The organism is Arthrobacter sp. SLBN-122, from assembly GCF_006715165.1.
Lineage (GTDB): Bacteria > Actinomycetota > Actinomycetes > Actinomycetales > Micrococcaceae > Arthrobacter.
The window spans coordinates 1685133-1698552 of sequence record NZ_VFMS01000001.1; the positions used below are offsets into that span (position 1 = coordinate 1685133).

Here is a 13420-nt window from a genome sequence, read left to right on the forward strand (position 1 = left end):
GGGTGCCTACTTCACTGCATCCGCGGCGCTGGCCAGCTGCGGCAGGAACGTGTCCAGGGACCACGGCAGGCTCAGCGGCGACGAGGCCGAGATGGAAAGGGTCAGGGTGTTGTCCGAATCGGCCACCAGCGCGCCGTTCTTGATGGCCGGAATCTGCCCGAGCAGCGGATCGGCCTTGATGGCGTCCGTGGTGGAGGCATCGGGAACCCAGGTGACAAAGATGTCCGACTGCAGTTCGTTAGCCTTCTCCGCGGACCAGGCCAGGTAGAACTCCTTGGATCCCTTGGAGTTGTCAGCTACTACCGGCGCGAGGGTCATGCCGATTTCGGTCAGGAAGCGCGGACGGTTGTCGTTGGCGGTGTAGACGTTGACGCCGTCACCCTTGGCCGGCTCCAGGTTGCCGTAGATGAAGCTCTTGCCCTGGATCTGCGGGTACTGGGAAACCTTGTCCTTGAGGGTTGCCTCGGTATCGGAGACGAGCTTGGTGGCGTCCGTTTCCTTGCCCAGGGCCTTGCCGATGATGGCGGTGGAGTCCTGCCAGGAGGTTCCGTAGGCCACCTCCGGGTGGGCCACCACGGGGGCGATCTCGCTGAGCTTCTTGTAGTCCTCCTCGCTGAGGCCTGAGTAGGCGGCGAGGATGACGTCCGGGCTGAGCTTGGCGATTTCGGTGAAGTTGATGCCGTCCGCCTCCGAGTACTGGGCGGGAGCCTTGGCCGAACCAAATCCGGCCCCCAGCTTTTCGAGCGCCGCGTCCTTCCAGGGGGTGGAGCCCTTGTCATTGCCGCCCCACTCGTTCTTGGGAACCCCCACGGGCACCACGCCGAGGGCGATAGCGACGTCGTCATTCACCCAGGAGACGGTGGCAACGCGGGTGGGCTGCTTGTCGATGGTGGTCTTGCCGTACACGTGCTCGATGGTCACCGGGAAGGCGGGGCTGCTGCTGGAACTGGTTGCATCCGAAACCGGTGAGGCGGGCCCCGTGCTGCACGCGGAAAGCGTGAGCGTGGCCGCCGCCAGCACTGCTGCGGCCTTGCCTGCGGAAGAGAAGAGGGTCCGGCGGGTGGAAAGGGGGCCGGGAAAGAGGGGGGATGTCACGGTGCTCCTTGATCAGGCTGTTGAAACTTAAGTAAGGCTAACCTATGTAAACGGCAATTACGCAAATGTTTTGTCACCTAATACTTCCTAGTGACGCAGCGCACAACTCCCGGGCGGGCTCCCTGGCAGTTCCTTGGACAGGAGGCGATTGATTTGGCAGGATGGCCTTGCCGATCCGGCGGAAAGAACACCGGATGCTGAACAGGAACAGGACAACGGGAACAATGAGCACGCAGAAGGCCAGCTGGGCCGCCGCTGCCGTGGGAAGCGGGGTGGCCGCTTTGGCCTGCACCGCGGAGACTGACTGACTCCCCCCGTTACCCCTGGCCCGGCTCCGGGCCGCCCACCTTTCACGAAAGTTCAGCCATGCAATCAGTCACGCCCCAACAGATCCGTTCATCTTTCGTCAACGCCAGCCGCTCGGAAGCCGCGAAGCTCACCCTGCCCAGGAACTTCGACTCCCTCGACTGGGACAACCTGGAGTTCCTGGGATGGCGCGACCAGAAGATGCCGCTCCGGGGCTACCTGGTGGTTCCCGGGCCCAAAGGCCTCACGGGAATGATGCTCCGGGCACCCGAAGGAGGGGCACGAAAGAAGCGCTCCGTGCTGTGCGAGCTCTGCCGCGACGTGTTTTCGAAGGAGGACGTGCTCCTCTGGGTCGCCAAGCGCGCCGGCCAGTCCGGACGCGACGGCAACACCGTGGGCACTCTGATCTGCGCCGACTTCCTCTGCTGCGGCAACGTCCGCAAGGAACCCCCGGTCAACGAGATCAACCCCGACCCGGCTGCCGTGGTGGAGCGCCAGATCCAGGGTCTGCAGGACCGCACGGCCCAGTTCCTGGCCAGGGTGCAGGCCAAATAAAGGTGCAGCCCAGCTGGGAGCTGCCGGCCCGCGCAGGCATGCAGCAGGAAGCCCCGTTCACGGCTGTGAGCGGGGCTTCCCGGCCTGCCGGTCAGCGGTACGAGAAGCTCATCAGCACCGCTTTGAGCGCCTGGCCTTCAGCACCCCAGTACCAGGCCTTCGCCGCCTCATCGTCGGTGAACGGCTGCGCGTCGAACAGGACGTCCGCGCTCAGGACCCGGTCCCCAAGCAGCACCGGACCTTCCCGAACCTGCCCGTCCGGGGAAACGGGCAGTCCGGCCGTGAGTTCCATGCGGTATCTTGCGGCGGCTTCACTGCGGTCTACAAAGAACGAGGAATGCGGCGTGGGAACAGAATGGTCCCGGAGGCCCAGGACAGGGTCTGTTTCGATGACGGTCCGGATGGCAGAGCCGGCCACGACGTCGGCGATTTGGCCGTAGTGGACGTTGATGCGGCTGTTTCCTTCGGCGTCGCGAACCGTGGCCGTTCCCACGTACGGAGTCTTCGACGGCTCGAAAACCTCCACCGTCCAGTCCGCCGGATGGCTGAAGGACAGCCGGCCATCGGGAAAGGTGAAGGTTTCCGGCCCCGCGGGAACCGGGGAAGATGTGGCGGCGGGAACTATTGACCGTGCCGGGTCCGGGGCCACTGTGGAAATGGCGGCGGACGCCGGGGATGAACCGCCATTCTCCGGGGTCCCGTCGGCACAGGCGGCGAGGGAGAGCAACACAACAGCGAGCGTAAGCGGTGCACAGTGCAGGAGGCGCATGGGAAGTGCCTTTCAAGAGGACGCCATCGTTCTCTCGGGGAACAGTGCGGACCCAGCATCCTGCAGTACCTATGGGATTTACTCAGGCGAGGTGAGTTGGTAAAGCCCAGAGTGGCATAGCCGAATTACCGGACACCATGGCCGGAGCAATAAATCCATCAATTTGTTATATAGCAGGATTCCGTTCAACGCAGGACGATGTCCACCGGGTTCGCTTCCGACCGCCAGGCACCTTCCTCACCCTGACGGGGCCGGATCACCGGTGCGGTGAGGACACCGGAGCGGTTGGTGCGGCGGTCACGGAGGATCTCGGTGACGGAGCCCAGGTGCCGGGACAGGTCGATCACGTTTTCCGGCGCAGCGAGCAGCAGCTGGAAGCCGAATTCGTGCAGCGCCTTGATGCCGGCACCGGCGAACTCCTCTGAGGCAAGCACAAAGGCCTCGTCCATCATCACCGTGCCGTACGTCGTGAAGCCCTGCTCGGCGATGCCCAGCTGGTAGCTCAGGGCCGCAGCCATGATGAACGCGGTGAACCGCTGCCGCTCGCCGCCGGACATGGAGCCGGTGTCCGCGTGCATGAACACCTCGGTCTTTTTGGCGCCGCCCTTCTTTTTTTCGCCAGCCGGGGCGGCGACTTCCCGGTGCTCCTTGCACTGGATGAACAGGTGGCCCCGGACGTCCAGCACTTCCGCACGCCACCGCCGGTCTTCGGGCGCCTGCGATCCAAGCCTCTTGACCAGGGTTTCCAGGGACTTGTAGCGGGCGGTGAGCTCGGCGTCGTCGTTGTCCGGCCCCTCCCCCTTGGTTGCGTCCGTCCTGCCGGGCCGCATGTGGCGCGCCTTCAAAGCGTTCTGGATGGCGTCCTTGAACTGCTTTGCGGTGGGCGGCAGCGTCTGCTTGATGTCCAGTTCCAAGTAGCTGCCTTCGTGGAAGTTCACCTGGGAGAGGATGCCGTTGAGGGGCAGGATGCGGCTGGTGATGGAGCGGCGCTCCTCGTCCAGCAGGTGCAGCAGGGTGCTGAAGGATTCGTGGGTGCGCTGGTTGAAGAACAGCCGGAACTCCGCCTCCTGGGCCGGCAGGCCGTCATTCACGATGGCGTGGTAGCGGGCCTCGAATTCGCTGGCCGCGCCGATGCTGGTGCCGTGGTCCGCCGAGATGGCGCTGCCCCACTCCCGCACGAAGCCTTCGAAGATGCGGGTGAGCCGCTCCGCCGTGGCCTGCCCCCGGGATTCAGCGCCGTGCAGTTCGCCCAGCAGGGCGGTCCGGACCCGGTTGGCCAGGTTGTCCAGCTCGTGCATCTCGGTCACGTCGCCGAACTCCGCAAAGTACGGCTCCAGCGCCGTCACGGTGGCGTCCGACGGCGGTGCCTGGGCCAGGCGGTCACGCGCGGCTTCCAGCAGCGAATCCGCAGCTGTGAGCTGCCGGTCCAGTGCCTTGTATTCGCTTTGCAGGACCGCGGCGGACTCGGTGCTGGACTGGTGCTTTTGCCGGACCTCCTCGATGGTGGCCCGCAGCGGCTCCAGGTCTGCCTGCGCGGCGAGGGCGTCCTTGAGCCGCTGCTCGATCCGGGTCAGCTCGTCCGCCGCCACGGCAGCAGACACCTGTTCCCAGGGTCGGTCGTCTTCCGCAATCCGCCCCAGCGCGTCAAGCTGGCGGCTCATGCCCTGGTGTGAATCCTCGCGGCTTTGCGCCAGTTCCGCGGCCTTGACCACTTCCTGCCGGAGGTCCTCCACCTGGCCGGCCACGAGTTCCAGTTTGGCGGCATTGTCGAAGCCCAGGACGTAGTCCTGCCGGCTGGTAAACCGGTCGTCCTTCTCCACCGTGTGCCGGTTGCGCTTGACCACGCCGCCCAGGCTCAGGCCCTTGTCCAGCGCTGCCAGCTCGTCGGGGTCCTCCACGCACTGATAGGCGAAGTCCAGGGCGATCCGCTCGCGGACCCATTCACCGGCTTCGGCCGCCGCACCTGAGGCGAGGATATCCAGCTTGGTGAGCAGGTCGCCGTCGCGCACGTCCTCCAGGGCGAGCGCACCGCCGGCGAGCGGCTTGGAGACGTCCACCGCCCGCAGCGCGCCCCGGACGCTGTGGTCGTTGAGGTAACGGGTGACGGCGCCGAAGTGTTCACCGGGCACCAGCAGGGTGGTGGCCAGGCTGCGGAGCGCGCGTTCGGCGGCGGGGCGCCACCGTTCCTCGCCTTCGGCAAGGTCCATGAGTTCGCCTGCGAAGGGCATGCGGTCTTCCGGGATGCCGGTTGCGGCGGCGATGGCGGCGCGGTTTTCAATGCTCGACGGCGGCAGCAGGGACTTGCGCGTCTTCAACGAGACGAGCTCCTGCTCGGCAGCCGCCAGCTCCCGTTTGCGGCCGGCGTGGGCGTCGAAGGCCTCGAACCGCAGCTCCTGCAGGGCCTGCGAATCATCCTTCAGCTCGGCCGACCGTGCCGCCGCCTGCTCGTGGGCCTGCTCCCAGCCGGCGGCGCTCCACTCAAGCTGCAGCCCGGCGTCGGCCAGTGCCTGCTGGGCAGCCTCCTCAACCTGCCGGCGCAGCTTGAGGCCAACGCGGGCGTTCTCCAGCGACTGCTCAATCGCCGAAATCGCGTTGCCGCCCTGGTTGTTGTAGTCGGTTTCCAGCTGCCGCAGTTCCTTGGCCAGGTTGTCGCGGACGGCACGCTCGGCCCCGAGTTCCTTGGCCTTCGCCTGCGCCAGCTCACGGAAACGGGCCAGCGTCTTTTGGTGGACCGTAACGGCGAGCTGCTGCCGGTACGCCTCGAACTCCTCGCCAACGAGCTCCCGGAGCCGGTTGGCGTCAAGCAGGGACTGCGCATACTCGCGGTTCAGTCCCGGCACCGGCGCCAACTGGTCGCGCTGCTGCCGGACGTCCTCCAGCCGCTGGCGGATGGACATCAGGTTGCTGAATTCCTCCACCACGTCATCGGCGGCGGCGAGAGTTGCCGGAGCGTCCAGCACCTGGTCCCGGAAGAAGGTGTTGACGCTGCCGCCCAGCCCCTTGCCGGCCTGGATCACGCGCAGCAGGGGCAGGGCCTGGTCCGAGCTGATCCCCAGCAGCCGGCGGAAGCGTTCGGCGAAGGCCTTGTGCACGTCGAAGACCTGGGCGTGCGGGAAAATGGCCTCAAGCGCGCCTCTGGTGAAGCGTTTGTCGGCGATGCCCTCCACCGCTTCGAGGTCCAGGGGCACATTGTCGATCAGGTAGAACCGGCCCACGCTCGACTCCGTGCCGTTCTTGGGCAGGTCGAACAAGGCCGAGACCGTCACCCGCGTGCCCGCGGCGTTGTCGAACGTCAGCGCGACGGCGGACCACGTGGCACCCGGGCGCTGGAACGCACTCGCCGAGCCCTCCCCCACCGCCTTGTCCCCCACCTTGCCGCGCATGTAGGTGAACGTGGTCCGCTTGTCCTCCACGGCACCGCCCGAACGCTGCGCCGCCGCCTCATTGGACCGCGGCCGGGCATCGAAAACCCGCAGCATCGCGTCAAACAGCGTGGACTTGCCCACGCCCGAGTTGCCCGTAAGCAGGGTTCCGTTCCGGTCCACATGCATGGTGTGCGCTCCGTGGAACGTCCCCCAGTTGACCACCTGCACCAAGGCCAGCCGCATCTGGCCGGGGTTCGTCACGTCGCCCAACGGGAGCATGCTTGCGATAGTCACTTGGTCACCTCAGTCTTTGTCGCCTTTGACTCCGCAGCCGATGCTTCGTCTTCCCGTCCGTCGCCAGGGGCGGTATCGGCGTCGTCGTCCTCGGCGCCACTGTCCGCGTCCAGGTCAAGCATTGCCTCGGTACCGGTGGGATCGGTGCTTGCCGCCACCAAGGCTTCGATGTGGGCCGGGATGTCGCCGATGTTTTCGAACGGCAGGGCCAGGGGCAGGGCGTTCGAGATGGTGTAGACGTCGTCCAGTCCCGTGGGAAGCAGGAGTTGGCGGGCCAGGAGCTTGTTGACGGCCCGTGTCACCACATCCGAGTCGCGGAGGGCGTCCTGCTGGCCGGCGGGCTGGTAGTGCGCCACGAGGTCGGTGATTTCCTCGCGGGTGATGGTGGGATCGGTCTGGGCCGTGACGTGGCGGTCCAGCAGCAGGCGGAGCCGGAGCAGCACGATGGTTTCCACCCGGCTGAGGGCACGCTGCTGGCGCAGGATGCTGGACCGGGCGCTTCCTCCGATGACGTCCGGATCCACGGGGCGGAGGACCGCGATCTTGCGCTCGTGGTCCAGCTGGAGGGTCAGGAACAGCTCGGACAGGCGGCTGCGCAGGATCACCTGGTTGTCCAGCAGGGTGGTCCAGAGCTTTTCGTCCCGGCCGCCGTCAATGTACGGGCCCTTCAGCAGCTTCACCAGGGCCTGTCGCACTTTCATGGACAGGACGCCGGTGTCACCGGGGAAGAGGGCGGCGCCGTCGACGAACGTGTCGCGGGGTGAGACCGTGAAGGGGTGCCCAACGGCCGTCGTCGTGATTTCCTCAGTCATCTGAATCCTTTGCGAGCGTAACCACGGGCAGGTAGGCCCTGCGGGTGGAGCCGTCGATTTGTTCGAAGTCCAGGCCATCCCAGGCGCCGCGGTCGAAGTCGGCCCCGGCGTGTAGGGCCTCCGACAGGAGCGCGCGGATGGTGTTGATGTGCTGCTCTTCCGGCGGCAGCTGCTGCCAAGCGTCGGCAAGGGTGGCAGCCCCTGCCATGGCGGACCGGACCACGTCCGGCCTGGCTTTGCCGGTCCTCGGCGAGCGCACCCGGTCCGAGTCGGTGAAGGCGATGGGATCGGCCAGCCGGGGTGGCGCCGCGAACTCGTCCGGGTCAAAGAGCTTCACCATGGACAGCGACTCGAACCCGGCGTTGTACAGGACGGGGCCGGGAACCAGTCCGGGGCGTTCGCGCTCGTAGGGAAGGGAACGGATGGCCTGCTCAGCCTCGCGCAGGACCTGCCGCAGCCGGACCGACTGCCGGAAGTCGTCGCTCTGGACGTAGGTGTTGAGGCTCTCGCTGAGCTTGCCGTAAATGCGCTGGATCTGGCTGTGCTGCTGGCGGAGCTCGGCCACCAGGTTCTTGAGCGTCTCCCGGTCGTCCGGCGAGAGATCGTCCGCGAACTGGCGGCTCAGGACCTCCCCGATGGCCGACCGGAACCTCACCTGCTGCTGCGGGTCCTCCAGGAAGGCGGTAAAGGACCGGAACGTCCTGCCCTCGGGGCTTTGGCGGAGCCGCTTGTCCGCTTCCAGGACCTGGGCCATGGTGGCGCCCTTGGTCAGCGACTCCTCGATGATCTGGTTGCGCAGCCCGCCCACCAGTTCCTCGATCCGGTCACGCATCTTCTTATAGTCGGCGGGGAGGCTGGCGGCCAGGTCCAGGATGTTCCCGGCGGCCTCCACGGCTTCGTCGTCATCGAGCAGGCCGTCGAACCCACCCGTGCTGATGTCCTGGATCAGCTGCTGCCGCTCTTCGATTTCCTCTTCGAGGGCTTCGAGCCGGGCGGTCTGGTCCGGGTTGGTCTCGTTGGCGAGCTTTTCCACGTCCCCCAGCAGCGTGCCCAGCCGTGAACCGTTCAGCGTGGACCGCTCGCTGGAGAGGCTGTCCAGGAAAGCGAGCACACGCGCCGCAGGCTCCGTGGCCTCGTAGACAATCCGGCCTGACTGGTTCCGCCGGGTCAGGAACTGCCGCCGGGTCCACTCGTCACCAAAGGCCTTTCCGTTGGCTCCTCCTCCCAGCCCGGGATCCTGGCGCCGGAGCTCCTCAAGGAAGGAGTCGACGTCGGCATGGAATTCCTCGAGCGGAACCTGCGGGCGGGTACGGGTAAAGGAAGCCTGGAGCACGGCAATCACCCAGGGCGCCGAACGCGTCAGGGCCCACGCGGGTCCCTTGGTGAGGAGTTCGAGGTCCCGGAGCCGGGCGCTGATGGCGTCAGCGGATGACCTGGCGGAGCGGGGCACACACTCTCCTTGGCTGTTGGGCAGGGGCTTGGCAGGGCGGCACGCGAGGGACCGGCCGGAAAACTGCCAACTACAAGGTTAACGCAGGCCGCCGCGACCACTCCGTGACCTACCTGCCGGTAGTGTTTCAATCCCGTATCAACAGTCACTTCTGCCCCATCCTGCTCTGGCTGGCTGTGCGGCTGTCCCCCTACGCTTCTGCTACTGGTCTTCGCCACAGCAGTCTTATGCAAAGCAACGTCGCAGCAGGGGGATTCATGCAGTTCGATCTAAGCTCAGTGGAAACAGCCACCTTGGTCTTCATCGGGACACTGGTATTCGGGGCTATCCTGGCCGCCTTCGTGCTCACCGCCGGGCTTATCTCCCTGGCCGTGCTGGGGGCGGGGAAGTTCACCTGGGTGGTGGTGTCCACTACGCTCCTGGCCGTGGTCCACGGCATCAACGCAGGCTGGGACAGGCTGGTCCATCGCGCCTCCGCAGTGGACCTGCCCGGCGATTTCCAGGGCCAGCCCGCCCCTAGCACCGGAACCTACCCGCGGGTAATCTTGAGGGACAGCTGAAGGGTTCTCCAACCCGGCGGATCCATGGCTACACCGGCCAATCCGGCCTAGGAGATAACCCATGACCTCCGCAACTGACAGCCAGGCCAAAGACGCCCCGGCTGAAGAAACCCCCGTCCCCGCCGGCAACATCGGCGCCGGGGCAACTGCTGAAGATGCCCGCGCCGTCGCCGAGGCAGCCCGCGAATCCGGCTGGGACCGCCCCAGCTTCGCCAAGGGCCTGTACCTGGGCAGTTTCGATCTTGGCCTGGTCCATCCCTGGCCGGCCCCGGACCCTGCTTCCGTGGAAAAGGGCGAGGAGTTCATGGCCCGCCTCACGGAGTTCGCCAAAACCATGTCCGGGCAGGTCATTGAACGGGATGCCAAAATCCCCGACGAATACATCAACGACCTCGCGGAACTGGGCGTCTTCGGAATGAAGATCCCGGAGGAATACGGGGGGCTGGGGCTCTCCCTGGTCTATTACGGCCGCGCCCTGGCCCTGCTGGGCAGCGTGCACCCCAGCCTGGGCGCCCTGATCTCGGCACATCAGTCCATCGGCGTGCCTGAACCCGTCAAGGTCTTCGGCACGTCCGAGCAAAAGCGGGAGTACCTGCCCCGGTGCGCCGCGGGCGCCGTCACCGCCTTCCTCCTCACCGAACCGGACGTGGGCAGCGACCCCGCCCGGATGGGCAGCACGGCAACGCCCACGGACGACGGCGACGCGTACCTTTTGGACGGCGTGAAGCTTTGGACCACCAACGGGGTGATCGCCGAACTGGTGGTGGTCATGGCCGTTGTCCCCGCGCACACCGATCCGCACGGCACCAGGCACAAGGGCGGCATCAGCGCGTTTGTGGTGGAAATGGACTCGCCGGGCATCACCGTGGAAAACCGCAACGCCTTCATGGGCCTGCGCGGCATCGAGAACGGGGTCACCCGCTTCCATCAGGTGCGGGTGCCGGCCGCCAACCGGCTGGGCCGGGAGGGCCAGGGCCTGAAGATCGCCCTGACCACACTCAACACGGGCCGCCTGGCGCTGCCGGCGCTGTGTGTCGCGTCGGGCCGCTGGAGCCTGAAGATTGCCCGCGAATGGTCCAACGCCCGCACCCAATGGGGCAGGCCGGTGGGCGAACACGAGGCTGTGGGCAAGAAAATCGCCTTCATCGCGGCGTCGGCTTTTGCGCTGGACGCCGTGTTCGAACTCTCCGCGGAACTTGCCGACGCCGGGCAGAAGGACGTGCGGATCGAGGCCGCGCTCGCCAAACTCTGGGCCACGGAAATCAGCTGCCGGATCGCTGACGAGCTGGTCCAGATCCGGGGCGGACGCGGGTTTGAGACGGCCGAGTCGCTGGCTGCACGCGGTGAACGTGCCGTACCGGCGGAGCAGCAGCTGCGGGACTTGCGGATCAACAGGATCTTCGAGGGTTCCTCCGAGATCATGCGCCTGCTGATCGCCCGGGAAGCGGTGGATGCCCACCTGGCCGCCGCGGGCGACCTCGCGTCCCTGGATGCAAGCCTGGCCGACAAAGCCAAGGCCGCCGTCGGGGCCTCCGGCTTCTATGCCAAGTGGCTGCCCAAGCTGGTGGCCGGCGCCGGGATGGACCCCCGCTCCTATGCGGAGTTCGGCAGGCTGGCCAAGCACCTCCGGTTCGTTGAACGCTCGTCCCGCCGGCTGGCCCGCCAGACCTTCTACGGGATGGGCCGCTGGCAGGCCAAGTTGGAGCGGAAACAGGCGTTCCTGGGCCGCGTGGTGGACATCGGCGCGGAGCTCTTCGCCATGACCGCCTGCTGCTCCCGCGCGGAGATGTTACTGAAGACCTCCCCCGAAAAGGCCGCCGGCGCCTACGAGCTTGCCGATGCCTACTGCGAACAGGCCAGGGTGCGGGTGGACGAGTACTTCGACCAGCTGTGGCGGAACACGGACGACGCCGACCAGGCACTGACGCGCAAGGTCCTCGCCGGCGACTACACGTGGCTGGAGGCCGGGGTCCTGGACCCGTCAGAGGGTACCGGCCCATGGATTGCCGATGCGTCGCTTGGGCCGTCCAAAAAGGAGGACCTGCACCGGAAATACCGGTAAAACCGCAGGTCACGAAATAGTAAGCACGCTTGCTATCCCTCCGGTCGGGTGGTTGAGTTGAATCATGAGCAGCTCAACGGACCCAGAGAACCTGCCTCCCCGCCGTGCCCGGGAGGATGAAACCACCCGCAGCGGAAGCTACCGGGATGCAGCCGCGGACGATGCCGCCACACGCTCAATGGACCAAGCGCCCACACGCCCACGGGAAAGGGACTATTCCACTGCACCCTCGGCGGAGCGGGAATACCAGCCTTCCCCCACCCGGGCCACGCCGGTGGTTGGGCCGGCGTCAGACCCCACGCTGGCGAACCGGGAAACCGCGGTGGCGCGCCAGAAGGAGCGGTTTGGCGGCATCAAGGTGGGCTCGGCGTTCTTTGGCTGGCTGACCGCCACCGGGATGGCCGTGCTGCTGACGGCGCTCGTGGCAGCTGCCGGGACCGCGGTAGGGCTTGCCAGCAACACCGACGTCAACGAGGCCGTGAACCAGGCCGCCCAGAACACCGGCACCGTTGGGCTGGTGGGCATCATCGTGCTCCTGGTGATCCTGTTCCTCTCCTACTACTGCGGCGGCTACGTGGCCGGCAGGATGGCCCGCTTCAACGGCGCCAAGCAGGGGCTCATGGTGTGGATCTGGGCGCTGATCGCGGCCGTCGTGGTGGCCATCCTGGGCGTGGTGGCAGGGCAACAGTTCAATGTCCTGGCCAACCTGAACAGCTTCCCGCGCATCCCCATCAATGAAGGCCAGCTGACCACCACCAGCATCATCGCCGCAATCGTGGTGGCAGCCGTGGCCCTGGTTGGCGCGGTGCTCGGCGGCCTGGCGGGTATGCGGTTCCACCGGAAGGTTGACCGCGCCGGGTTCACCCCGGACAGCGATTTTTACGACGACGAGCAATAGTCAGGCGAGGATGTCGCCGTCCACGTAAAGCCACCGGCCGTGCTCCCGGACGAACCTGCTGTTCTCGTGCAGGACCCCCCGCTCCCTGCCGTGTCGGTAGTACGCCTTGAACTCCACCGTGCCGGCGGTATCGAAAGGTCCGCCTCCGCTGGCGGCCAGGATGTCCAGGCGGCGCCACTGCATCGCCGGGTCCAGGTCAAGGCCGGCCGGTGCGGTGGATGGATGGTGGGTCCGCAACAGGTAGTCCTCATTCAGCAGCACGAACGCGCTGTACCGGGACCGCATCAGCTGTTCTGACGTGGCAGCGGGCGCCCGGCCGGAATGGAACCTTCCGCAGCATTCGGCGTAGGGCTCCCCGGACAGGCACATGCAGTTTGCGGACTCATTCAGTTCGGTCACCCGGTGATGCTGTCATATCGGGTAACAGCTTCGCTACAACCTCGGACCCACCCCGGGCTGCGGCGGCATGGCCGGACAAAAATCCGTATGGTGGAGAAGGAGCTTGCCCCCGGCACCGGATGCCCGGAGCGGACCCAGGATGTCGGCTGGAGAGGAGAGAAGACGTGGAGAACCCGGACACTCTCGTCCTCAACCTGACCTTCCTGGGCACTGTTGGCGTGGCCCTCATGATGTTCGGCGTCCTCTTCCTGCTCGGCGTCATCACCCTGGTCCTCGCGGGCCTGGGGCGCCTTGCCGCCATTATTCTGATGGCCTTGTTCGGGCGGGTGCCCGGGAAGGGGAAACTGGCCCGGTTTGCCGGTTCATCCGCACAGCCGGCCCAGGCCCGCAAGCCGCTGGCGGCAAAGGCCGCAGCGCTGAAGCCGGACAAACTGAAGGAGTCGCTGCGCACCGCCGTCGTACGCCATCCAAAGCTTGCCGCCGCCCGCCCCGAACCGCCGGTCCTCGCTGAAGACTGGGCCTCCGCCGTCGCCGAGGCCGACAAGCGCGCCCAGGCCAGGGCACGCGCCGCCGCGCCCGAAATCAAACTGTCGGTGCGGGACCTTCCGGACCCGGCCGTGCCCGCCGACAAGGTGGCCGAGGTGGCCCCGCTGGTGGAATCCGCCCTGCACAACCACCGGCCGCCGCATGAGCTGCCGCGGTCCTTCAAGAAGCCCCAGCCGCCCCATCCGGTGCCGCCGCTGGATACCGGATCCCTGGTTTCCCTGACGGGCAAGCAGCAGGTGCTCAGGGAACAGGCGCAGGACGCGCACCCCCAGCCGTAAGGGAGAACGGCAAAGCCCTTACCCTGAGCAA

Annotated in this window: 11 protein-coding genes; 5 read left to right on the forward strand and 6 right to left on the reverse strand. The window is 66.6% G+C overall.

The window, feature by feature from the left end; genetic code table 11:
• Window positions 1–6 precede the first annotated feature (6 nt).
• Window positions 7–1095, reverse strand: coding sequence for an iron-siderophore ABC transporter substrate-binding protein (locus FBY36_RS07875; RefSeq protein WP_142118341.1), 1089 nt, complete (start codon window positions 1093–1095; stop codon window positions 7–9).
• Between the two features lie 366 nt (window positions 1096–1461).
• Between FBY36_RS07875 and FBY36_RS07880 the strand changes: the two genes are divergently transcribed.
• Window positions 1462–1956, forward strand: a complete 495-nt coding sequence (locus FBY36_RS07880) for an FBP domain-containing protein (protein WP_142118342.1) — start codon at window positions 1462–1464, stop codon at window positions 1954–1956.
• 91 nt (window positions 1957–2047) lie between these two features.
• Here FBY36_RS07880 and FBY36_RS07885 read toward each other — a convergent pair whose 3' ends face one another.
• The 4 genes from FBY36_RS07885 to FBY36_RS07900 all read right to left on the reverse strand — a co-directional run bounded on the left by FBY36_RS07885 (window position 2048) and on the right by FBY36_RS07900 (window position 8646).
• On the reverse strand, window positions 2048–2725 hold the full coding sequence (locus tag FBY36_RS07885) for a hypothetical protein (RefSeq protein ID WP_142118344.1): 678 nt from the start codon (window positions 2723–2725) through the stop codon (window positions 2048–2050).
• A 185-nt stretch (window positions 2726–2910) separates the two neighbouring features.
• Entirely contained in the window at window positions 2911–6384 is a 3474-nt protein-coding gene (locus tag FBY36_RS07890) for an ATP-binding protein (protein WP_142118346.1), read from the reverse strand.
• Window positions 6381–7196, reverse strand: coding sequence for a DUF4194 domain-containing protein (locus FBY36_RS07895; protein ID WP_142118348.1), 816 nt, complete (start codon window positions 7194–7196; stop codon window positions 6381–6383). The genes FBY36_RS07890 and FBY36_RS07895 overlap by 4 nt, the downstream gene beginning before the upstream one ends.
• Window positions 7189–8646 carry a DUF3375 family protein gene (locus FBY36_RS07900; RefSeq protein ID WP_142118350.1) on the reverse strand — a complete coding sequence of 486 codons (1458 nt, stop codon included), beginning with the start codon at window positions 8644–8646 and terminating at the stop codon, window positions 7189–7191. Before FBY36_RS07900 ends, FBY36_RS07895 begins: the two co-directional genes overlap by 8 nt.
• Before the next feature lie 257 nt (window positions 8647–8903).
• Between FBY36_RS07900 and FBY36_RS07905 the strand changes: the two genes are divergently transcribed.
• From FBY36_RS07905 to FBY36_RS07915, 3 genes are all read left to right on the forward strand, one after another.
• On the forward strand, window positions 8904–9206 hold the full coding sequence (locus tag FBY36_RS07905; protein WP_142118352.1) for a hypothetical protein: 303 nt from the start codon (window positions 8904–8906) through the stop codon (window positions 9204–9206).
• 61 nt (window positions 9207–9267) lie between these two features.
• Window positions 9268–11268, forward strand: coding sequence for an acyl-CoA dehydrogenase family protein (locus FBY36_RS07910; RefSeq protein ID WP_142118354.1), 2001 nt, complete (start codon window positions 9268–9270; stop codon window positions 11266–11268).
• 64 nt (window positions 11269–11332) lie between these two features.
• Window positions 11333–12166 carry a TIGR04086 family membrane protein gene (locus FBY36_RS07915; protein ID WP_142118356.1) on the forward strand — a complete coding sequence of 278 codons (834 nt, stop codon included), beginning with the start codon at window positions 11333–11335 and terminating at the stop codon, window positions 12164–12166.
• On the opposite strand, the gene FBY36_RS07920 is transcribed toward FBY36_RS07915, so the two are convergent.
• Window positions 12167–12535: a YchJ family protein gene (locus tag FBY36_RS07920; RefSeq protein ID WP_142122545.1), complete on the reverse strand. Its 369-nt coding sequence runs from the start codon at window positions 12533–12535 to the stop codon at window positions 12167–12169.
• A 194-nt stretch (window positions 12536–12729) separates the two neighbouring features.
• Here FBY36_RS07920 and FBY36_RS07925 point away from each other — a divergent pair, with 194 nt between their 5' ends.
• Window positions 12730–13389, forward strand: a complete 660-nt coding sequence (locus tag FBY36_RS07925) for a hypothetical protein (RefSeq protein ID WP_142118358.1) — start codon at window positions 12730–12732, stop codon at window positions 13387–13389.
• The last annotated feature ends 31 nt before the right edge of the window (window positions 13390–13420 follow it).

Coding starts and splice junctions, on each gene's coding strand:
- FBY36_RS07915 (WP_142118356.1), top strand. CDS start 11,333: ATGAGCAGCTCAACGGACCCAGAGAACCTGCCTCCCCGCCGTGCCCGG.
- FBY36_RS07905 (WP_142118352.1), top strand. CDS start 8,904: ATGCAGTTCGATCTAAGCTCAGTGGAAACAGCCACCTTGGTCTTCATC.
- FBY36_RS07910 (WP_142118354.1), top strand. CDS start 9,268: ATGACCTCCGCAACTGACAGCCAGGCCAAAGACGCCCCGGCTGAAGAA.
- FBY36_RS07895 (WP_142118348.1), bottom strand. CDS start 7,196: ATGACTGAGGAAATCACGACGACGGCCGTTGGGCACCCCTTCACGGTC.
- FBY36_RS07880 (WP_142118342.1), top strand. CDS start 1,462: ATGCAATCAGTCACGCCCCAACAGATCCGTTCATCTTTCGTCAACGCC.
- FBY36_RS07920 (WP_142122545.1), bottom strand. CDS start 12,535: ATGTGCCTGTCCGGGGAGCCCTACGCCGAATGCTGCGGAAGGTTCCAT.
- FBY36_RS07885 (WP_142118344.1), bottom strand. CDS start 2,725: ATGCGCCTCCTGCACTGTGCACCGCTTACGCTCGCTGTTGTGTTGCTC.